This is a genomic window from Nonomuraea sp. MTCD27 (genome assembly GCF_041950495.1).
Lineage (GTDB): Bacteria > Actinomycetota > Actinomycetes > Streptosporangiales > Streptosporangiaceae > Nonomuraea.
The window spans coordinates 176,573-197,276 of record NZ_JBGNUW010000004.1 but is presented as its reverse complement, the minus strand read 5'-3'; the positions used below and the strand labels follow the sequence as shown (position 1 = coordinate 197,276).

Genomic DNA, 20,704 nt, shown 5'->3' with positions numbered 1-20,704 from the left:
GTCCGCGATTCGGGGAGCGGCCTTACCCGCGGTTGTCGTCCACAGGGTTGTGGATACCCAGATGCGGTGCCTGGCGGGACTGGGGGCGCAGCCCGTCGAGGATGAGCTGGGCGATGTGCGCTGAGCGCGTGCGGCTGGTTTCGGCGCCGGCGTGGCGGATCGCGGCGAAGGCGCCGGCGACCAGTGCCATCACCTCCTCGACGGTGAGGTCGGGGCGTACCGTGCCGGCCGCGTGCGCGCGATCCAGCAGGTCTGCGACGTGGCGCGTGAGGTCCGCCGCGACGTCCGGTGCGGCGGTGCGGAGGTCGAACTCGGCGGCCACCAGCGCGCTCTTCACCGCCACGTTCTCGGCGCCGCCGGCCATCATCGCGGACAGCAGCGTGAACAGGGCCGCCGGATCGCTGGTCGTGGCAAGGGCTTCCGCCTGCGCCACCAGTTGCCTGAGCTGGTCGGTCGCGACGGCGAGATACAGCGCTTCCTTGGCCGGGAAGTGCCGGTGGACGGTGCCGGGGCCGACGCCTGCGCGGCGGGCGATCTCGTCGAGCGAGACGCCGAGCCCCTCCGTGGCGAACAGCTGCTGCGCGGTCCGCAGGACGCGCTCGCGATTGCGGCGCGCGTCGGCTCGCAGCTCCCGGTCGGTCCCGTGGGCTGCCGTCGGGTTCACTGGGGGCGGCTCAGGCGGTTGGTCGGACATGGCGGTATCAGCATAACCGGGGCGACGCACCGTATAGTGTGGCACTAACCGGGGCGGCGCACCGGTTAGGCTTCGCGCCGCTCATCATGGCGCGATTCGTCAGTCACGAGGAGACCAGGCCGATGACCACACGCGAGGACGCGAGCGCTCTGGTGCGCCGGATGCACGAGTGCTTCAACAGCCGGCAGTTCGACCAGGCCGCCGACCTGCACACCCCCGGCTTCTTCAGCCATCCGCTCGGCGCCACAGGGTTCGAGGCAGGCAAGGCCGCCTGGCACACGCTCGTTGCGCGGTTCCCCGGCATGCGCGTCGTCGCCCGGGACATCCTGGTCGACGGCGACAAGGCCGCCGTCCGCTCGACGGTCGAGGGGATCGCTGTCTCGGAGGGCGATGCGCAGCCGATGCTGTTCGAGATCTTCCGCATCGACGATGGCCGGTTCGCGGAGATGTGGGGGGCCAGTACGGGATTCCCGCCCGCAGCCAGCCCCGAGGACTTGGCCGTGGGGTGAGCTGATCGGTCGCCCTTCGCCCGCGCGGCGATTGTTACAGGCTGCCGAGTTTCCGCAGTGCCTGTTCGGAGGCGGAGCCCGGTTCGGCGGCGAACAGTTCGAGCCCGTAGCAGGACGGCTCGTCGGGAAGCTTGACGAGCTCGCCGTGCAGGGTCAGTTCGCCCACGACCGGGTGGCGCAGCGCGTACGTCCGGGACCGGGCCTGTGCGACCGGGTGTTCCGCCCACATGCGTGCGAAGTCCGCGCTCAGCTCCTGTAGGTGGTCGATGTGCGCCGCGAGTGCCGGGTCGCCGCGATAGCGCCCGTGCAGGACGCGGAGATGCGCCACGTGCTCGCGCGCCGCCCGTTCCCAACCCGTGTGGTGCAGCTCGCGCAGGTGGGGCTCGGTGAACAGCAGGTGCGAGAGCGTGCGGCGGCTCTCCGGCAGCGCCGGGAAGTCGCCGAACACCGCCACGGCGAGCTGGTTCCAGCCGACGATCTGGGTGTGCCGGCCCACCACCAGCGCGGGCGTCATCACGAACGACCGCAGCAGGTAGCGCAAGCTCGGAGGCACCGTCGGTGACCCCGCGGTCGCCGTGCACGGCTGGGGGCGCCGGGCGATCCGGTGCAGGTACGCCAGCTCGTCGGTGTCCAGCCGCAGCGCCGCGCCGATGGCGTTCAGAACCTCGTCCGAGACGCTGTCGCCCTTGCCCTGCTCCAGACGCGTGTAGTGGGCGATGCTCACGCCCGCCAGCCGGGCCAGCTCCTCACGCCGCAGGCCCGCGACCCGGCGCGGCCCGCCGTAGTCGCGCAGCCCGACGTCCTCCGGGCGCAGACGGGCACGGCGTGATTTGAGGAACCCGCTCAGCTCGGTCCGGTCGTCCACGCGACAACCCTACGTCCGAGCATCCGGCGGGTGATCACGCCGTGAGTACGCATACCACGGGCCTGGCCGGGGCACTCGCGGCGGCGCCACGCTGTCAGGCGAGCCGGCCACCGTACGCGACCGGCGCGCCGGCTCCTGTCCCGACATCCACCCGAACGAAGCGGAGAGACCGTGCCTCGAACACTGGGAATCATCGGCAGCGGAATGATCGGTTCTTCCGTTGCCCGCCTGGCCGTCGCGGCGGGCCTCGAGGTTGTCCTGAGCAACTCGCGCGGCCCGGAGACGCTTGCCGATCTGGTCGCCGGCCTGGGCGGGCGTGCCCGAGCGGCCACACCGGCCGAAACGGCGCGTGCCGCGGATCTGGTGGTGGCGGCCATCCCGCTGAAGGCGTACGGACTGCTCCCCGCCGAAGCGCTGGCCGGCAAGACGGTGCTGGACACGGCGAACTACTACCCGGAGCGGGACGGTCACCTGGCCGAGCTGGACGCGGGCGAGCTCACCTCCAGCGCTCTCTTGCAGCGCCACCTCGCGGGCTCCCGGGTGGTCAAGGCGTTCAACACCATCACCCCGCACCAGCTGGTCTCCCTCGCCCGGCCCACGGGCGCGCCGGACCGCAGCGCCCTGCCCATCGCCGGCGACGACGCGCCGGCCAAGGTGGAGGCCGCCCGGCTGCTGGACGTCCTGGGTTACGACCCGGTGGACATCGGTACGCTCGCCGGCAGCTGGCGCAGCGAACCGGACACGCCGGTCTACATCCGGCCCTATCTCGGTGACGTGCCCGCTCTGAACGTCGAGGACTTCCTCCGCTGGACCGCCCGGACGCCCGGCGTCGTCGTTCCCGCGGCGCAGGTTCGTGAGCTCGTCGAGATCGCGGTTCGCCGGCCGGCGGGCGAGGCCAGGCTCCCGAGCGACGCCTGACCCCGGGCACGGGCGATTACGCTGCTCGGGTGAGCCGTCGCCGACCTCGCCCCTGGTCTGGCCGAGCCACTTCCGGTTGCCGATCTGGAGCGGCGCGCCAGGCTCCTCGACGAGGTCCTGGCCTGATCACGGCTCCAGACGACGCATGTACCCGCCCAACCGCGCGTCCAGGTGTCTCAGCACTCGTTCGTGGATGACCCGGCGGATGCGCTTGCCCAGGTCGCCGATTCCGCGAGGCTGTGGACGCTGCTTGATGACGACTGTGGGCCGGTGAATCTCGACGTGCCTCAAGCGCTTCTTCTTGTGCGCCACGGCTCGCTTCGGCTGCCGGACCGGGGCGGGTTTCGACGTGGCCGTTGGTGTTCGGGCAGCGACCGGGCTCGAGGCAGCCGGGGTGGGAGCCGGTTTCGCCGGGGCGGGGCGGGCGACGGCGTGGCCCGGCCGCACGGCGTGGCCGACGGAGAAGCCGAGACCGGTGCTGAATGCCATGCTGACGGCGAACGCGAGCGCGATACAGATGGGTCCACGGGCTCGCCGGGGGTCGGCCGGCGCACTACGGACGAACGCGGACGGTGGATATTCACACATCTTGCCCCCCGAGATCGTGGCTTCCTCACGGAAGGTGATCACAGCGCGCTGTGCTGCATAGATCTCCATACGCGGGCGGCCGCAACCCTCGTTTGAGGACGTCCATACGAGATCGACGGGAGAGTTTCACCCGGCCGCCGGCTCCGTCGATGGGTGAGAGCGGTCAAGCGGCTCGGCGGGCGAGGCTGAGGTCGGTGACGAAGGTCATCTCCACGCCGTCGCCCAGCAGCCCGGCCAGCTCTCGCAGCAGGGGTTCCCGGAGGGCCGGGGCGAGGATTCGGTAGGCGGAGATGGTGCGGACCAGGTCCAGGTAGCGGTCGGCCGTGTACCGCTCCGTCCACGAGTAGGAGCGCTCGTCGAGGTCGGTGAAGCGGGGGTCGCCGGCCAGCAGGTGCTGGGATTCGTCGGCGCGATCCGGCTCTTCCTGGTGGAGGCTGGAGCTGGTCACGCCGTGGCGGTGGTCGGCTTCGGCGAGGGCGGCGCGCAGGCCGGGATCGTTGACGAGGTAGCGGTTCCAGAAGAGGGCCAGGGCTCCCGAAGAGGCCAGGGCTGCGTGGGCCAGGTCCCAGCGCCGCTCCGGGTCGACCCAGTGCCAGGCCTGCGCCGAGTAGAGCAGGGCGAACTGCCGGTCCGGGGTGTAGTCCTCAAATATCCCGTTTTCGACCCTTGCCCTGGGGCACTTCGCTGCCAGCGTCGCCGCCATCCTGGCGTCGGGCTCGACACACGTCAGGTCGACCCCGCGGGCGGCGAAGGCGGCCGTGGCCTTGCCCGTTCCGGCCCCGACCTCCAGCACCGGCCCGGCGGGCGCGTACGCCAGCACCTCGGTGATGAGTTGCTCGGGATATCCGGGTCGGGCCGATTCGTACAGGTCGACCGCTTCGCCGAACACCACACTTCGCTCACGGTCCACGGTCATGACACTCTCCCTAGCCAGAAGAGTGCCGATTCAATCACGCCGGCCTGAGCGTCCAGTTCTGGTCACCGTTCGTGGGGTCGCACGGGCTGCCGAAGACCTCGTTCCGCCGGCCGGCGTGCAGGCACGTCTCCTGGACCGGGCCCTGCCACTTGAGCGGTCGGCCCTTCCACTTGATCACGATCCGGTCGCCTCCCCACGCCTTCTGCACGGTGACGAAGGCGATGCGGTGGTTCTTGAGGTCGATGCCGCAGCGCTCCATCCGTACGAGGCCAGGGTCCTTGTTCGGCCGGCCGACGCACAGCTTGTTCCCGCTGTAGAGGCTGCGCAGCTCCGAGCGGGAGTTGCGGGTCCACACGTAGCCGTCCCTGGTGCCCGTGGGCTGGCAGTGGAAGGTGCGCAGGGAGTATTTCGCGCCGCTGTCGACCGGGGCCAGGCCCCAGGTCAGGCACATCGTGGTGCCGACGTTCCTGATCATGAACGTCTTGGGTGCGGCGAGGGCGGTGGCGGAGGCGGAGGCGGGTGTGGTCGCGGGGAAGACGGCGATGGCGATGGCGATGGCGAGCGTGCTGGATAAGCGTCCCTTCATGGGGCGGCATGGTAGCGACGGGGCCGGGGTGAGGTGGGAAACGCGGATTACCAGAGGAAGACGGACGGCTCACCGGTTCCGGTGGCGGGCCGGCAGGAGGGCGCGGGTGACGGCGTGAGCAGCCCGCGGGCCGGGCCCGCGGGCTGCTGCGTCAGGCGCCGACGTAGGCCGCGAGGTGCTCGCCGGTGAGGGTGGAGCGGGCGGCGACGAGGTCGGCGGGGGTGCCCTCGAAGACGATCCGGCCGCCGTCGTGGCCGGCGCCGGGGCCGAGGTCGATGATCCAGTCGGCGTGCGCCATGACCGCCTGGTGGTGCTCGATGACGATGACCGACTTGCCGGCGTCGACCAGCCGGTCGAGCAGGCCGAGCAGTTGCTCGACGTCGGCGAGGTGCAGGCCGGTGGTCGGCTCGTCCAGGACGTAGACGCCGCCCTTCTCGGCCATGTGGGTGGCCAGCTTGAGCCGCTGCCGCTCGCCGCCGGACAGCGTGGTGAGCGGCTGGCCGAGGCTGAGGTAGCCGAGCCCGACGTCGGCGAGCCGGGTGAGGATGGCGTGCGCGGCCGGCGTGCGCGCCTCGCCGGCGCCGAAGAACTCCGCGGCCTCGGTCACCGGCATCGCGAGCACCTCGGCGATGTCGCGGCCCCCGAGGCGGTATTCCAGCACCGAGGCGTGGAACCGCTTGCCCTCGCAGTCCTCGCAGGGAGTGGTGACGCCGGCCATGATCCCCAGGTCGACGTAGATGACGCCGGCGCCGTTGCAGGTGGGGCAGGCGCCCTCGGAGTTGGCGCTGAACAGCGCCGGCTTCACGCCGTTGGCCTTCGCGAACGCCTTGCGGATCGGGTCGAGCAGCCCCGTGTACGTGGCGGGGTTGCTGCGCCGGGAGCCGCGGATGGGCGCCTGGTCGACCGAGACCACGCCCGCCGAGGCGGGGACGGAACCGTGGATCAGCGAGCTCTTGCCGGAGCCGGCGACGCCGGTGACGACGCAGAGCACGCCGAGCGGGATGTCGACGTCCACGTCCTGCAGGTTGTGGGTGGTGGCGCAGCGGATCTCCAGCTTGCCGGTGGGGGTGCGCACCGACGGCTTGAGCGAGGCCCGGTCGTCGAGGTGGCGGCCGGTGATGGTGCCGGCGGCCCGCAGACCTTCGAGAGGCCCCTCGTAGCAGATGGTGCCGCCCGCCGTACCGGCGCCGGGGCCGAGGTCGACGACGTGGTCGGCGATCGCGATCGTCTCCGGCTTGTGCTCCACGACGAGCACCGTGTTGCCCTTGTCGCGCAGCCGCAGCAGCAGGTTGTTCATCCGCTGGATGTCGTGGGGGTGCAGGCCGATGGTGGGCTCGTCGAAGACGTACGTGGTGTCGGTGAGCGAGGAGCCGAGGTGGCGGATCATCTTGACGCGCTGCGCCTCGCCGCCCGACAGCGTACCCGCCGGCCGGTCGAGCGAGAGGTAGCCCAGCCCGATCTCCACGAACGAGTCGAGGCTCTGCAGCAGCGCGGTGAGCAGCGGCGCCACCGACGGCTCGTCGAGGCCGCGGATCCATTCGGCGAGATCGGTGATCTGCATCGCGCAGGCGTCGGCGATGTTGACGCCCTTGATCAGCGAGGAGCGCGCCTCCTCGCTGAGCCGGGTGCCCTTGCACTCGGGACAGGTGGTGAAGGTGACCGCCCGGTCCACGAACGCCCGGATGTGCGGCTGCATCGCCTCGCGGTCCTTGGCGAGGAACGACTTCTGGATCTTCGGGATCAGCCCCTCGTAGGTGAGGTTGACGCCGTCGACCTTCACCTTGACCGGCTCCTTGTAGAGGAAGTCGTGCAGCTCCTTCTTGGTGTAGTCGCGGATCGGCTTGTCGGGGTCGACGAAGCCCGACTCGGCGTAGACGCGTACCGTCCAGAAGCTGTCGGACTTCCAGCCGGGGATGGTGAACGCGCCCTCGGTGAGCGACTTGGAGTCGTCGTAGAGCTGGGTGAGGTCGAGATCGGTGACCGCGCCGCGGCCTTCGCAGCGCGGGCACATGCCGCCGATGCGGGTGAAGGTCTGCTTCTCGGTCTTGCGGGCGCCGCGTTCGACCGTGATCGCGCCGCTCGCCCGGACCGTGGGGACGTTGAAGGAGAAGGCCTGGGGTGAGCCGATGTGCGGCTGCCCGAGCCGGCTGAAGAGGATGCGCAGCATCGCGTGGGCGTCGGTGGCGGTGCCGACCGTGGAGCGGGGGTCGGAGCCCATCCGCTGCTGGTCGACGATGATCGCGGTGGTCAGCCCGTCGAGCACGTCGACCTCGGGCCGCGCCAGCGTGGGCATGAAGCCCTGCACGAACGCGCTGTACGTCTCGTTGATCAGCCGCTGCGACTCCGCCGCGATCGTGCCGAACACCAGGGAGCTCTTGCCCGAGCCGGAGACGCCGGTGAACACCGTCAGCCGGCGCTTGGGGATCTCGACGCTGACGTCCTTGAGGTTGTTCACGCGCGCGCCGTGCACGCGGATCAGGTCGTGGCTGTCGGCGACGTGCGGCGCCGGCGACTGCGTGTCCGTCCTCGTGGCCATGCTCATCGTTTCTCCATCTGTTGCGCGGGGCCCGGCCCTCGCTGACCAGCTCCGAGCAGGGTACGTCCGGTTTTCGGTTGTTCCGGCCAGCGGCGCTCATCGCCGGGACGGCCTTCATGGCCTGGATGCCGGGGTCACCGGTCGCTTCCGGGGTCGTTGACAGCCAGGCTAGGCGCGGCACGGGAGGCGGCGCTTCTCGAATCCTGACCGGTTGGCTCCGGCGCGGTGGAGTCGCGGTTCCGCACGCCGGTTCCGCCGCGCCAAAACCGGTGGACGGGAGGAGGGCGGCTGCTCTAGCGTCGCCCGGACGACAGGTTCCTGCCACGTGAAGAGGTGCATTTCATGAAGGTCCAGGCGCGTTCGGCCGGTGTCGTCCGGCCGGTTCTCGTACGTATCGCGTCTTCGACCGTAAGGAACCTCAGAAGTGGACCTTCCACGTAGCTTCACCATCCGCGAGAGCAGCCACTGCGTCCTCAACCCCATCACCGTTGACAAGCTCGCCGTCCTGGGCCACGCCCTCGACCTGCCGGCCGGCACCCGGATGCTCGACCTGGCCAGCGGCAAGGGGGAGATGTTGTGCACCTGGGCGCGTGACCACGGCGTGGCCGGCGTCGGGGTCGACATCAGCACCGTGTTCACGGCGGCGGCCCGGGAACGGGCCGTGCAGCTGGGCGTCGCCGACCGCGTCGCGTTCGTGCACGGTGACGCGTCCGGTCACGTCTCCGACGAGCCCGTCGACGTCGCGTCCTGCATCGGCGCCACCTGGATCGGGGGCGGCGTGCCGGGCACCGTCGAGCTGCTCGAACGCAGCCTCCGTCCCGGCGGGACGCTGCTGATCGGCGAGCCGTACTGGCGGCTCGACCCGCCGGACCAGGCCACCGTCGAGGGCTGCCACATGAGCCGCAAGGACGAGCTGCGCGACCTGCCCGGGCTGCTCGAACGGTTCGGGGAGCTCGGCTGGGACGTCGTCGAGATGGTCCTGGCCGATCAGGACAGCTGGGACAGGTACGCGGCGGCGCAGTGGCTGAACGTCCGGCGCTGGCTCGATCGGCATCCCGACGACGAGCTGGCCGGCGAGCTGCGGGCGGAGCTCGCGACCGCTCCGGTGCGGCATGCCCGTTACCAGCGTGAATATCTTGGCTGGGGGGTTTTCGCGCTCATGCGGCGCCCCGGCTGACCTGGTCGGGTCGGTGGTAGAGGTCCCGGTTCCGCCGGGGCCTCCGCCCGTCTCTTCGAGAATTTTCGATCTGAGCCGGGCGGTTGGCGGGCGGCGGTAACGTGCGGCCGGTGATGATCCAGAGGATGAGGCCCGTCGCCGTCGTGGGTGCCGTGGCGGCCACGGTGCTCGCGGGGATGACCGCGCCCGCTCAGGCGGCGGAGAACTACGGCGAGTACTCCCGGTTGGCCGAGCGCAGCGCCGGGCAGCACTGGGCGGACGGGCAGGCGGCCGGGCAATGGACGTGGAAGCCGCTTTCGTCCACGACGTCCGAGATCAGTTGGGGTGACCCGAAGAGCTGGCCGCCGGACTACGCGGAGAAGTTCGTCCGCGGTGGCGACTGGTTGCTGCTGGACGGGTGGCGGGACAACGGGACCTACTACACCCTCAGGGTCACCAAGGAACAGATCGGCGACGCCAAGTGCGGAAATTTGCGGACATTCGCCACCTCTGGCCGGCAGCACTACGTCAAGTGGGACATTCCTCCGCAGGGGTACTGCCTGAAGGCGTGGGGGACGATCACCGAGCAGTCCTCGGGCAAGGTCGTCGACTTCGGGCACACCCAGATCTGGTCGCCGCCCGCTCCCTGCTCGAACCGGTACCTGAGCCACCAGACCTGCATCAAGCAGTGGGAGTCGTGGTGGGACAACAACGGCAGTCCAGGCAAACCGATCATCCGGAAGCTTGAGCGCGACCAGTACATCGCCCGGGGGAAGGGGATGGCATTCATGATCCAGCAGTACTTCCCCAAGGAGTGGAAGTCGGAGGCGCGGTCGTACTGGAACTGGTGATCCCATTCCGATGACGGGGCGGGGTCGCGCGACCCCGCCGCGTGGTCTTTCACCACGTCGGCGCGTGCGGTCGTCCACAGGGTGTGCCTGCCGGGCGGTGAGCCTCTCGGGATGGGTGGCGGGGGAGTGGCCCGGCGTCGTCCGATGGTGGGATGAAGGGCTGCGGAGGTGTGGTAAAAGACGCCCCGGCCGTGCCGCCATGGCCGGTGCGACGGTGGGCTGCGGTGCTCTGGCCATGCTTTTGACCTGGGGAAACGTGCCGTCGGTGGGGTCGGGGGCCGGCTCGCGGGAGCGTAGTTCCGGACGGCTCCGGGGGCGCGGGTGGAGGCGCCGAGTTTCGTCCCGGTTCGGGCGCCGCCGGGCAGGTGGGCGGCCTTGTCGTGGGGTGCGGCGTTGTGAGGTTATCCACAGTCTGAGGGTGTTATCCACAGGTTGTGGGTCAGGGGGCGCCGGGCGGTTCCGGTGCGGCGATGATGACGTCGTGATGGCTGACGGTGGTGCCGTAGGTCAGGAGGGCGGCTTGGGCGTCCGGCTCGACGACCGCTGTGTCGATGCTCTCCCCGGCGAAGCCCTTGATCGCTTCGAGCGACTCCCAGAGGGTGACGACCTGGAGCTCGATGTGGTCTCCGGCGGCGCGCTGGAGGAGGTAGGCGCCGCGGTGGCCGTGGACGCCCTGGAGTTCGGGGAGGACGGCGTTGCTGAAGTGACGCTGATAGACCTCGGCTCCGGTCGGCGTGGCGGTGGCGTGCCAGATCCCGGCGATCATCTTCGACTCCTCTGCCTTCAGCCCGCTGGGTCGCGACGGGAGGGTCTCGTGCGGGGTCAGTCGTGCGGGGTCAGTCGTGCGGGGCCGCGGTCCGGTCGAGCGCCTCGGCCAGGGCGGCCATGGAGGTCCTGGCCGAGCGGATGCGTGCGGTCTGCGCCTCGTCGGTCCACCCCAGCCGCAGGCCCTCGGCCGCCAGCTCGTCGAACGCGGTGAACGCGGCGAGCTGCTGCCGGATGACCTTGGACCAGGCGTCGTCCTCGATCTGGTAGTAGACGTTGCGCTCCCCGGGCTTGCGGAACCGGCGGATGAGCTTGATGGACGTCAGGAGGTGCAGGTTCGTCGTCAGCGACGCGCGGCTGGCGCCGATGGCCCCGGCGATGTCGCCGGCGGTCTGCTCCGGCGGGTCACAGGCCATGAGCCAGCCCAGGACGCGGCCGGTGATCGGGGCGAGCCCCCACTCCGCGGAGACGAACGTCGCCACCCGCTCGACCCATTCGAGCACCTGCTCGCGCTCGGGGCCGTCCAGCGCACTCATGCGATCAGCCTAACCGTCACTGTTCTCACCAGTCGTTTCAGGCCGGGCTGAAACAACTGGCAGACAGGGAGGTGGCGGGTGACCCGGCCTGGCCGAAGGCCGGCGCGGGGTCAGGTGGTGGTCGTGGTGCTTCGGCGGCGCTGCTGGGTCAGGGCGCCGGCGTCCCCGGGCAGGGCGCGTTCCGTGAGCCCGGCGGCGACGCGTTCCCGGAGCTCGGGCCGGTGGTCGTCATACTTGAACTTGGCCCGCACGTCCAGCACCCGCAGCCGCAGGCCGCGGATCGCCGACAACATCTTGTGGTACGGCCCCGCGCCGGCGGACATCTCGCCATGGTCGCCGGCCGGCTGGTGGTGGGCGAGCTGGCGGCGCAGGATCTCCGCCTTGCCCTCCCTGTCGTCCACGATCTCGGCCCGGCAGACGAGCTGCACGGAGGCGTAATAGCTGGTCGGCACGCCGGTCTCGGGGGAGTCGGCGCGCCAGCCGGACGGGATGTAGGCGTAGTCGTCGTGCACGCTCACCACCGCCGTCGGGTTGGCCTCCAGCGCCGCCCAGATCGGGTTGGGCCTGGCCAGGTGGAGCACCACCTCGCTCTCCCCGTCGAACAGGAAGTGGGTCGGCACCACCACGGGCGCCGCGCCGTCCACACCGTTGACCGCGATCTGGCCGAAGTCGCGCGTACGCAGCCAGCTCCGCCACTCGTCGTGGTCGCGGGCGGCGTCCCAGGGGTGAATGAGCACACGAACCTCTTTGTATTAGTACATAATAAATTTTGTGCTAGGAACATACACGATCGCTGGTGAGACAGCCAGTGAGATCGCCGCGGGTGTCGAGGTCGCCGTGTCGGAAGGGCGGCTGCCGCCTGGGGCGATGTTGCCGCCGGTCCGTGAGGTGGCGGCGCGGGCCGGGGTCAGCCCCGGGACGGCGGCGGCCGCGTACCGGCTGTTGCGCGAGCGGGGCGTCGTGGAGACCGCCGGGCGGCGGGGGACGCGGGTACGGCCCCGGCCCGCCAGCACGTTCCGCGAGGAGATCCGTATCGACGTGCCCGCCGGGGCGCGCGACCTGGCCAAGGGCAACCCCGACCCCCGGCTGCTGCCGCCGCTGCACGAGGCGCTCGCCGCGGCGGCCCGGGCGCACGAGGAGCGGCCCGCCATGTACGGGACCGGCGACGACGACGAGCTCATCGCCCTGGCCGGCGAGCGGTTGCGGGCGGACGGCGTGCCCCCGGGGTCGCTGGCGATCACCTCCGGCACCCTCGACGCGGTCGAACGCGTCCTGGCCGTACACCTGCGCCCGGGTGACGCGATCGCCGTCGAGGACCCGGGCTGGACGGCGCTGCTCGACCTGGTCGCCGTCCTGGGGTTGCGCCCGGTGCCGATGCGGCTGGACGACGAGGGGCCGCTGCCGGAGGAGCTCGGCCGGGCGCTGAGAGCCGGGGTCCGGGCCGTAGTGATCACCGCCCGCGCCCAGAACCCGACGGGCGCCGCCGTCTCCGCCGCGCGGGCCGAGGCGCTGCGGGGGCTGCTGGCGGCCTACCCGGAGGTGCTGCTGATCGAGGACGATCACGCCTCCGGGTTCGTGGAAGTGCCCCTGCATCCGCTGGGCGGCGTCACGACGCGGTGGATCCTCACCCGGTCCACGGCCAAGGCGTTCGGGCCCGATCTGCGGCTGGCACTGATCACCGGCGACCCGGTCACGCTCGACCGGTTGCGCGGGCGGCAGCGGCTGGCCGCCGGGTGGGTGAGCCACCTGCTGCAACGCGCCGTCGCGCACCTCTGGCGGACGGGCGCGGTGGACACGGCGGCGGTGGCGGCGTCGTACGCGCGGCGCCGGGACGGCCTGGTGTCGGCGCTCGCCGGGCGCGGCGTACCGGCGCACGGCCGCAGCGGTCTGAACGTGTGGATCCCCGTCGCCGACGAGGCCACCGCGATCACCCGGCTGCTGGCCCGAGGGTGGGCGTGCGCGCCGGGCGCCCGCAACCGGATCGGCGCGCCGCCCGCGCTGCGCCTGACCGTCTCTTCCCTGGACCTGGAGGAGATCGAGCCGCTCGCCGACGACCTGACCGCCGCCCTCCGCCCCACCCTGACCGGCCGGTACGGGTAGGGCGTCCGCGTGTGCCCCGCTTGGCCCGCCCGCCCGCCAAGGCCGCCGCCCCGCCGCCCCGCCGTCTGCCCCGCCGCCCCGCCGCCTGCTCCGCAGGCCGCCGGAGCGGACGGCGGTGACCAGGCCCGCCGCAGCCTGGTCTGCCGCCTCCCCACCAGCCGGAGACGCGCTCCAGCCGAGGGTGCGGCCCGGCCGAAGGTCGCGTGATCCGGCCGGGCCGCACCCCCGGTCCGGCCGGAGGGCGCGTGGTCCGGCCGGGGGAGCGGCGCCCGGCGAGGCGTGGTCCGGCGGCGGGCCTGGGGGAGGGCGCCGGAGACATGGCCGGGGAGGCGGGTCCGGTGGCGGACCCGGGGGAGGCGGGAGGCGACCCTTCTCCCCGGCCGCCCGGCTGTCAGGTCAGTAGGCCCTCCCCGATCCAGCCGCCGGGTGCGCAACCCGGCGGGATGGCGAAGACGGCCGACCCGATGGTGGTGACCCACTCGTTGAGCAGGTCACCCTCGGCCAGCCGGCGCTGTACGGGGACGAACTGCCGGGCAAGGTCCGCCTGGTACGAGGCGAACAGCAGCCCCGAGTCCGACTCGCCCTTCTCGGTGAGGCCCTCGTCGTAGTTGTAGGGCCGCCGGAGCAGGCGCAGCGCGGGATCGGTCACGTGGGCCCGCCTGATGTGGGCGTACTCGGAGATGACCGGGAACCCGAGGTGGTTCTTCCGGGCGTAGTCGGGTTCGTCGGTCTCCGCCGCGCCCGTCAGCGGGGCGCCGGTGCCGAGGCGGCGGCCGATGGTGAACTCCCTGGCCACCCGGTCGGCCGCGTCCCAGGTCTCCAGCTTCATCCGGATCCGGCGCAGCACCATCGTGGTGCCGCCGCGCAACGGGCCCTGGCCGATCCACACGGCCCGGTCCAGCCGGTCGGTGGGGTTGACCGTGCCTTCGAGCTGGCCCATCAGGTTGCGCCGCGTGCCGCTGCGGAACCCGCGCTGCGTCCACCGTACGCGGGTGAAGGACCGCGCGTCCTTGACGATCATCCGTACGGCGTGCGCGACGGTCACGGCGTCGTCCGCGCACACCTGGACGAGCAGATCGCCCCCGCTCCACCGCTTCTCCAGCCGGTCCGTCCCGAACGCGGGCAGCGCGGCGACCGGCGATCCCACCCCGGCCGCCGTGAACAGCCCCGGCCCGAACCCGAACGTGACCGTCAGCCTGGCCGGGTTCGTGGCCAGCTCGGGCTCGGTGTCGGCCAGCGCCGGTCGCCCCTGGGTGAGGCGGGCCGCGTCGTCGGTGAGGAGCCGCAGCAGCCGTACGATCGCCTCCCGGCGGGTGTCCGGCAGCAGGTCGAAGCCCAGGAACACGGCGTGGGCCTGCGGCGTCGTGGCCACGCCCGCCTGGTGCGCACCGTGGAACGGCTCGACGCGCCCGGGCGACGGGACCTGGGCCTGCGGCCGTGCCGGGGCGGGCGGCTCGGCCCGCGCGGAGGACTCGGCCGCGAGGGCGCCGGCCGCGGTGGCGGCGCCCCCGGCGAACAGCCCTCTGCGGCTGATCACTTGTGCCCCGGCTGGTAGTCCTCCTCGCCGCCGGCGAAGTCCTTGCCGACGGCGGTGAACTCCAGTGGCTCGCCGTCCTTGACCTGGAGGGTGAACGGGATCCTGGCTCCCGGCAGCACCTCCTTCGTGACGCCCATCAGCATGATGTGGTCGCCGCCGGGCTGGAGCTCGTGGGTGCCGTGCGCGGGCACCACGAACCCGCCCTCCTTGGGCCGCATGACCATCTTGCCGCCGGACTCGACCACCTCGTGCAGCTCGATGGCCGGGGAGAGGGGTGAGGCGCCGGACACGACGGTGATCGGCGAGTCCCCGTTGTTGACCAGCGTCCCGAAGGCCGCGGTCATCCCCTTCCTGGTGGTCTTCACCCAGGGATCGGTGATGCTCAGTCCGGCGGTGACCGAGGCGGACACCGTGGGAGCGGCGGTCGGGGCGGCGGCGGGGGAGCCGCAGCCGGCCAGCGCCACGATGGCGGCGGCCAGCACGAGGGCATGACGAGAGAACATGGCAATGCCTTTCTCCGCCCGGCATGCCGAAGCAGACCCTGCCGGGCGGCGGGGGTCGTCTGAGAGAGGGACGTCTGCCTGCCCCCATGGCCAGGCGGCCGGAAGGGGAAGGGGGTCAGGCGGTGACGGCCCTTGGCGGGCCCCTTCTGCTGACGACGTGCCGCAGCACGGCCGAGCGCAGCACGGGCGGCTCGGTCGTACCCAGGGAGGTGGAGAAAGGTGTGGTGAGGAGCGGCAGGCAGATGACCAGCAGCCGTACGGCCAGGCGGCGCAGCAGCGCCCAGAGCGCGGCCTCGCCGCGCGCCAGCCACAGCGCGGTCAACCCGACCGCCAAGCCGTGGGCGACGAGCATGCCCGCACCGGGCACGAGCCCGGAGTGCAGGTGGGACGCCGGCATCTGCGGCGAGGCGGCGTGTGACAGGGAGAACAGCAGGTGGAGCAGCACCTGCAGCCCGGCGAGCAGCGGCAGGATCACCGTCAGCGACCGCTCGCGCCCGGCCAGCGGGTACGCCGCCGCGAACGCCAGCCCCAACGCCGCCACCATGGCCGGAGCCGGCACGGAGGCCCCGCCGAGCAGGTGCGCCGCCACGCCCAGCCCGAGACACGCCACGGCGAACACCGCGGTGCGGGCCAGACGGAACGGCACTGCCATACGCCCAGCATTCCACGCCACCCACGCGGTCCGGGCGCCGATCCCGCCCCGGGTCCCCGCCCCGGGTCCCCGCCCCAGGTCCCCGCCCCAGGTCCCCGCCCCGGCCTCAGACCCGGCCTCAGACCCGGCCTCAGACCCGGCTTTGATCGTGCTTCACGTGAAACCCCGTGTTCGCCGGGGTTCGGGGAAGCCGGAGAGCCAGCAGGCCGAGTGCCGCCGCGAGGAGCATCGTGAGTGCGGCCAGCGCCGCCGCGTCCCACCCACCGCCCAGCGCCCCGAAGAACACCGCCCCGGTGGCCGTGCCGCCGAGCACTCCCCCGGCCTCCTGCACGGTCCCGAGCACGCCGGCCGCCGCCCCCGCCCGCGAGGGCCGTACCGCTGACAGGACGGAGGAGAGCAGCGGCGACATCATCCGCCCCATCCCGGCCCCCGTCACCAGCAGCGCCAGCCCCACCTGGTACGGCTCCGCCGCCCCCGCCACCACGAGGTACAGCAGCCCCAGCCCCAGCACCAGCACCGGCGCCCCGAAGCGGCCAGGACGCAGGGAGGCCACGAAGAAGCCGGCGTTCAGCGCGGTGCACACGGCGCCGGCGGCGAGCGGGCCGAGCCCGAGCCCGTCCTGCAGATACAGGGCGAGCACGAACGACAACCCCGCCGACGTGCCGAACAGCAGCCCCACCGCGACCAGCCCCCAGGCGAACCCCTTCTCCGCGAACACGGCAAGATCGAGCAGCGGCACCCGGCCGGAGGCGGTCAGGTGCCGCTGGCGGCTGACGAAGGCGGCCAGCAACGGCGGCGCGGCGGCCAGGCACAGCCAGGTCCACAGCGGCCAGCCCTGCTCCCGCCCCTCGGCCAGCGGCAGCACCACCGCCACCAGCCCGGCCGCGACCAGCGCCGCCCCGGCCACGTCGAGGTCGCCGCGCGAGCCGCCGGTACGGGGGAGCAGCCGCCGGGACGCCGCCAGCGCCACCACACCGATCGGTACGTTGACCAGGAAGCAGGCCCGCCAGCCCAGCCCCAGGGGATCGGCCGCCACCAGCAGCCCGCCGACCACCTGGCCGCTCACCCCGGCCAGCCCGACGGCGGTGCCGTACCAGCCGAACGCCCTGGCCCGGTCCGCGCCCTGGTACAGCACGCCGAGCAGGGCAAGGACCTGCGGGGCGAGCAGCGCCGCCGCGACGCCCTGCGCGACCCTGGCCGCCACCAGCACCGTCGCGTCACCGGCCAGCCCGCACCCGGCCGAGGCCAGCGTGAACAGCGCCAGCCCGGCGGCGAACACGCGCCGGTGCCCGAACAGGTCGCCGAGCCGCCCGGAGAGGATCAGCCCGGCCGCGTACGCCAGCCCGTACCCGGCGATCACGAGCTGGACGGCGGCGTCGCCCGCGCGCAGGTCGGCGCGGATGGAGGGCACGGCCAGGTTCGCGACGAAGAAGTCGAGCGTGGTCACGAACACCGCGACCAGCAGCACGGGCAGGGCCGCCCAGCGGCGGGCAGTCATGAGGACTCCAGGGAGGCAGGGGAAAGGGGAGACAGCTGAGTGAGGCGGTGGGAGAACACCGGCAGGCGGCGGACGGTTGAGCTCACCCTGGAGCCGGAGCGTTACGATTCCCTGCGGATCCGCTACGGATCGCCGCATAATCAACGCGATGCCGAAATTTCAGGACCTGTCGGAATATGCGGCGGCACTCGCCCCGATCACCGGCGCAGTCCACGTCAACGTGCACGCCTCGGCCGCCAGAGCCGTCGCCGAGCTCGCCGAGACGTCGGGCGTGACCCCGGGACTCCTGTCCGACCTGCGGTTCACGCTCCCCCTGCGCCCCCTGACCCGGCCGGGACTGGCCACGATCGACCGGTACGCCGACGCGGCCGCCCGCGAGCGCGGCCTCCAGGAGCACCTGCGCGAGGGCACCCTGGCCGAGGACGGCGACGGGGTGCTGCGGCTGACGGGCAAGGGGCTGGAGTTCGTCCACCGGCTGTACGAGATCCACGCCGCCACGGCCGAGCGCGTCTGGGCGGGCAACGACCTGCCAGGGCTGGCCGGGCTGATGGGCAGGGTGCTCGACGGGGCCGAGCGGGTGCCGGGTGGGGCGCTGGCGCTGGTGGCGCCGCCGTACGAGCCGGACGGGGCGGCGCCCGGGTTGCTGCTGTTCAACCGGCTCGCCGCCGTCCGCTACCACCGCGCCGACGCCCACGCCGCGGCCTGGCAGGCGGCGGGGTTGTCCGCGGCCGAGATCGTCGGCCTGGCGGACGGGCCCCTGCGCGCCGGGATCGAGGCGGAGACGAACCGGCGGGCCGCGGCGCCGTACCGGATCCTGTCCGCCGGGGAGCGCGAGACCCTGCACGACGGGCTGCTCAAACTCGTCTAGAACAGCCCGTCGCCGGGCTCGGTCAGAGCACCGCGAGCAGGCGGCCCACCTGCGTGCGGTCGTTCACGCCGAGCTTGTCGTAGGCGGCCTGCAGATGGTTGGCCGCCGTCCGCGTGGACAGCGTCAGCCGGTCGGCGATCTGCCGGTTCGTCAACCCGGCCGCCGCGAGCTGGACGATCTCCCGCTGCCGCGGCGTCAGGTCCGGCGCGGCCAGCTCGACCAGCGCCGGGGTCGAGACCCCCGAGCAACCCCGGGCCAGCGCCCATGCCCGCGTCTGCGCGCCCCTGGCCAGGGTGCCCCGGCCGGCCTCCCGATGCGCGGCGGCCTCGTGCGCCGTGGCCTCGGCCGCGTACAGCGGCAGGCCGAGCCGCTCGAACTCGCCCGCCACCGCCCGCAGCGCGGACGCGTCCCCGAGCGCGTGCCCGTGCCGGGCGAGCACCTCGACCAGCGGCCCCTCCATCTGCCCGGCCAGCGCCCCGAGCCGCTCCACCGCCGGCTCCGGAGCGCCCAGCCGCACCAGGTCGTGCAGCGCGAACATCAGGTTGCCGCGCAGCTCGTGCCGCTCCGCGTGCTCGGCCGCCACCAGGCACAGCCGCACCGCCTCGGCCAGGTCGCCGGCCGCCGCCGCCACCCAGACCGCCGCGTGCAGCACGTGCTGCCGGGTGAACGCCCACCTGGCGGTCAGCTCCTCGGCCTCGGCCAGCGACTCCCTGGCCTCGTCGAGCCGCCCCAGCAGCGCGAGCGCGTGGGCCTGCTCGGCCACGCACCGCCCCAGGTACGGCTCCCGCTCGGGCAGCCGGGCCATGTCCTGCCGGCACCAGCGCACCGCCTCCTCCGCGTCGCCGCGCAACCTGGCCACCATCGCCCGGTAGGCCGCGAACCCGGTCACCGACAGCTCGGCGGCGGGCAGCTCCATGCCGCGCTCCGCGGTGCGCGCCGCCGCCTCCAGCCGCCCGGAGAACGTCTGCGCGGCGCACAGCGCGTCCAGGAACGTCGGCAGCGCGTGCGGGGCATCGTCCTGCCAGTCCTCGACGGTCGCCATGGTGCGATCGGCCACGGCCAGGCTGCGTTCGGTCCGGCCCGCGTACGCGTCCACCCACGCCTCCAGGGAGGCCGCGTGCGCCACGCCCCGCGGCGTCCCCGGCTCGCACGCGCGGGCCCTGGCCAGCGCCTGGGCCGCCCCGGTCAGGCGGCCGGCGAAGCAGTCGGTGACGGCGCGGTAGACGTACGCCTCCTGCCGCCAGCCGGGATCGGTCAGCGTCTCTGCGGCCACGTCGAGCACCCGGCACGCCTCGGCGTCCGCGCCCGCCCACGCCAGGTTCACGCCCAGGCTGTAGGCGTGCTGGGCACGCTCGCTCTCGGTCACCGCGTCCCTGGCCGCCAGCCGCAGCGCGGTCACCGCCGCGTCCGCGTCGCCCAGCACCATGAGCACCTCGCCGAGCAGCGCGACCGCCGCCACGCCCGCCCCGGCGTCGATGGCGGCCCTGGCCAGCCGCTCGGCCAGCCGGGGGTCCTGCCGGCCCCAGGCCAGCTTCGCGGCCGAGGCCAGCATCGCGGGGTCGGTGACCGAGCCGCTGTCCAGCCGCCACACGGCGGCCCGCAGCTCGTCCTCGCGCCGCCGCAGCCCGGTGGCCTCCAGCGCCCCGGCCAGCATCCGCAGCCGCCGCCGCGCCCGCAGGGTGCCGCAGTCGCCGCGGACCACCTCGCCGTAGAGCGGGTGGCCGAGCCGCAGGTGCTCCCGCCTGCCCTCGCCCATGGCCACGACCAGGCCGCGCGCCTCGACCCGCTCGACGGCCGCCGCCGAGGTCAGCCCCTCCAGCAGCTCGGTGCCCAGCGGCTCCCCGAACGCCACCAGCTCCAGCACCTCGCGCTCCGCCGGGTCGAGATGCCCGATCCGGTCGCCCACCAGCTCGCGCAGCCGGGTCGTCATGGACACCTCCCCCCGCCAGCGCCACACGCCGTCCCGCTCGGCCAGGCAGCCGGAGGCGCGCCCCGCGTGCACGACCTCGCGCAGGTACAGCACGTTCCCCTCGCTGACCCCCGCCAGATGCCGGACGGTCTCCGCCGCCACCTCGCCGCCGAGCGCCCCCGCGAGCACCTCCCCGACCTCCTCCACGGTCAGCGGCGGGAGCTCGATCCGCTCCAGCAGCTCGTCCTTCCACAGCGCGGTCACCGGGTCCGGCTGCGGCTCCCCCGACCTGACCGTCACCAGCAGCCGCGCCTGCCCGTTCCCGGCCAGGTAGTGCACCAGCGCCGCCGAGGCCGGGTCCAGCCGGTGCGCGTCGTCCACGCTCACCAGCAGCCGGTCGCGTCCCGCCCGGTCGCGCAGGTGACGCGCGGCCCAGCGCAGGAGGTTCTCGCCGCTGCGCGGCGGCCCCGTCAGGACGTGCGCGAACGCCCCGAACGGGATCATCGACGCGGTCTCCGTGCCCAGCGCGCGCACGACCGAGTACCCCGGTAACCCGGCCAGCGACTGCGCCGCCAGCCTGCTCTTGCCCACTCCCGCCGCTCCGGCGATCATCATGCCCGCCCCCGACCGCAACGCCTCCCGCACGGTCGTGAGTGGCCCCCCTCGCCCGACGAACGGCCAACAGCTCCCCTGCTCGCTCATCGTGCCTCCTCTCGC

The 20,704-nt window shown here is 73.0% G+C and carries 20 protein-coding genes; 6 read left to right on the top strand and 14 right to left on the bottom strand.

The genetic code is table 11. From position 1 onward, the window contains the following. Positions 1-22: 22 nt before the first annotated feature. On the bottom strand, positions 23-664 hold the full coding sequence (locus tag ACBJ59_RS13090) for a TetR family transcriptional regulator (RefSeq protein ID WP_375110424.1): 642 nt from the start codon (positions 662-664) through the stop codon (positions 23-25). A 152-nt stretch (positions 665-816) separates the two neighbouring features. On the opposite strand from ACBJ59_RS13090, the gene ACBJ59_RS13085 reads away from it, so the two are divergent. Next, a complete protein-coding gene (locus ACBJ59_RS13085) occupies positions 817-1,203 on the top strand; it encodes an ester cyclase (RefSeq protein ID WP_375110423.1) in 387 nt (128 codons plus the stop codon). Between the two features lie 34 nt (positions 1,204-1,237). On the opposite strand, the gene ACBJ59_RS13080 is transcribed toward ACBJ59_RS13085, so the two are convergent. Continuing rightward, a complete protein-coding gene (locus ACBJ59_RS13080) occupies positions 1,238-2,068 on the bottom strand; it encodes a helix-turn-helix domain-containing protein (RefSeq protein WP_375110422.1) in 831 nt (276 codons plus the stop codon). 135 nt (positions 2,069-2,203) lie between these two features. On the opposite strand from ACBJ59_RS13080, the gene ACBJ59_RS13075 reads away from it, so the two are divergent. Next, on the top strand, positions 2,204-2,986 hold the full coding sequence (locus ACBJ59_RS13075; protein WP_375110929.1) for an NADPH-dependent F420 reductase: 783 nt from the start codon (positions 2,204-2,206) through the stop codon (positions 2,984-2,986). Between the two features lie 126 nt (positions 2,987-3,112). On the opposite strand, the gene ACBJ59_RS13070 is transcribed toward ACBJ59_RS13075, so the two are convergent. From ACBJ59_RS13070 to ACBJ59_RS13055, 4 genes are all read right to left on the bottom strand, one after another. Next, positions 3,113-3,643: a hypothetical protein gene (locus ACBJ59_RS13070; protein ID WP_375110421.1), complete on the bottom strand. Its 531-nt coding sequence runs from the start codon at positions 3,641-3,643 to the stop codon at positions 3,113-3,115. Positions 3,644-3,737: 94 nt separating this feature from the next. After that, positions 3,738-4,490: a class I SAM-dependent methyltransferase gene (locus tag ACBJ59_RS13065; RefSeq protein WP_375110420.1), complete on the bottom strand. Its 753-nt coding sequence runs from the start codon at positions 4,488-4,490 to the stop codon at positions 3,738-3,740. A 34-nt stretch (positions 4,491-4,524) separates the two neighbouring features. Further along, on the bottom strand, positions 4,525-5,076 hold the full coding sequence (locus ACBJ59_RS13060; RefSeq protein ID WP_375110419.1) for a hypothetical protein: 552 nt from the start codon (positions 5,074-5,076) through the stop codon (positions 4,525-4,527). A 151-nt stretch (positions 5,077-5,227) separates the two neighbouring features. Then, positions 5,228-7,612 (bottom strand): ATP-binding cassette domain-containing protein, encoded by a 2,385-nt coding sequence (locus ACBJ59_RS13055; protein WP_375110928.1) that lies wholly within the window; start codon positions 7,610-7,612, stop codon positions 5,228-5,230. 424 nt (positions 7,613-8,036) lie between these two features. Here ACBJ59_RS13055 and ACBJ59_RS13050 point away from each other — a divergent pair, with 424 nt between their 5' ends. Then, on the top strand, positions 8,037-8,789 hold the full coding sequence (locus tag ACBJ59_RS13050) for an SAM-dependent methyltransferase (RefSeq protein WP_375110418.1): 753 nt from the start codon (positions 8,037-8,039) through the stop codon (positions 8,787-8,789). 125 nt (positions 8,790-8,914) lie between these two features. Next, a complete protein-coding gene (locus ACBJ59_RS13045) occupies positions 8,915-9,619 on the top strand; it encodes a hypothetical protein (RefSeq protein WP_375110417.1) in 705 nt (234 codons plus the stop codon). A gap of 439 nt (positions 9,620-10,058) precedes the next feature. Here the strand turns inward: ACBJ59_RS13045 and ACBJ59_RS13040 are convergent, their stop codons facing one another. From ACBJ59_RS13040 to ACBJ59_RS13030, 3 genes are all read right to left on the bottom strand, one after another. Beyond that, positions 10,059-10,385 carry an antibiotic biosynthesis monooxygenase family protein gene (locus ACBJ59_RS13040; protein WP_375110416.1) on the bottom strand — a complete coding sequence of 109 codons (327 nt, stop codon included), beginning with the start codon at positions 10,383-10,385 and terminating at the stop codon, positions 10,059-10,061. Between the two features lie 70 nt (positions 10,386-10,455). Then, the gene (locus ACBJ59_RS13035; protein ID WP_375110415.1) at positions 10,456-10,920 is read right to left on the bottom strand and encodes a GbsR/MarR family transcriptional regulator; all 465 of its coding nucleotides are present in this window, start codon (positions 10,918-10,920) and stop codon (positions 10,456-10,458) included. A gap of 110 nt (positions 10,921-11,030) precedes the next feature. Then, positions 11,031-11,657 (bottom strand): FMN-binding negative transcriptional regulator, encoded by a 627-nt coding sequence (locus ACBJ59_RS13030; protein ID WP_375110414.1) that lies wholly within the window; start codon positions 11,655-11,657, stop codon positions 11,031-11,033. Positions 11,658-11,691: 34 nt separating this feature from the next. On the opposite strand from ACBJ59_RS13030, the gene ACBJ59_RS13025 reads away from it, so the two are divergent. Continuing rightward, positions 11,692-13,020: an aminotransferase class I/II-fold pyridoxal phosphate-dependent enzyme gene (locus tag ACBJ59_RS13025; RefSeq protein ID WP_375110413.1), complete on the top strand. Its 1,329-nt coding sequence runs from the start codon at positions 11,692-11,694 to the stop codon at positions 13,018-13,020. A gap of 391 nt (positions 13,021-13,411) precedes the next feature. Here the strand turns inward: ACBJ59_RS13025 and ACBJ59_RS13020 are convergent, their stop codons facing one another. The 4 genes from ACBJ59_RS13020 to ACBJ59_RS13005 all read right to left on the bottom strand — a co-directional run bounded on the left by ACBJ59_RS13020 (position 13,412) and on the right by ACBJ59_RS13005 (position 17,210). Next, positions 13,412-14,557 (bottom strand): Dyp-type peroxidase, encoded by a 1,146-nt coding sequence (locus tag ACBJ59_RS13020; RefSeq protein WP_375110412.1) that lies wholly within the window; start codon positions 14,555-14,557, stop codon positions 13,412-13,414. Next, entirely contained in the window at positions 14,554-15,060 is a 507-nt protein-coding gene (locus ACBJ59_RS13015; RefSeq protein WP_375110411.1) for a copper chaperone PCu(A)C, read from the bottom strand. The genes ACBJ59_RS13020 and ACBJ59_RS13015 overlap by 4 nt, the downstream gene beginning before the upstream one ends. Positions 15,061-15,175: 115 nt before the next feature. Then, positions 15,176-15,712, bottom strand: a complete 537-nt coding sequence (locus ACBJ59_RS13010; RefSeq protein WP_375110410.1) for an MFS transporter — start codon at positions 15,710-15,712, stop codon at positions 15,176-15,178. 130 nt (positions 15,713-15,842) lie between these two features. Next, positions 15,843-17,210 carry an MFS transporter gene (locus ACBJ59_RS13005; RefSeq protein ID WP_375110409.1) on the bottom strand — a complete coding sequence of 456 codons (1,368 nt, stop codon included), beginning with the start codon at positions 17,208-17,210 and terminating at the stop codon, positions 15,843-15,845. A gap of 148 nt (positions 17,211-17,358) precedes the next feature. Here ACBJ59_RS13005 and ACBJ59_RS13000 point away from each other — a divergent pair, with 148 nt between their 5' ends. Next, entirely contained in the window at positions 17,359-18,078 is a 720-nt protein-coding gene (locus ACBJ59_RS13000) for a hypothetical protein (protein ID WP_375110408.1), read from the top strand. Between the two features lie 22 nt (positions 18,079-18,100). On the opposite strand, the gene ACBJ59_RS12995 is transcribed toward ACBJ59_RS13000, so the two are convergent. Next, entirely contained in the window at positions 18,101-20,689 is a 2,589-nt protein-coding gene (locus tag ACBJ59_RS12995) for a LuxR C-terminal-related transcriptional regulator (protein ID WP_375110407.1), read from the bottom strand. Between the last annotated feature and the right edge of the window lie 15 nt (positions 20,690-20,704).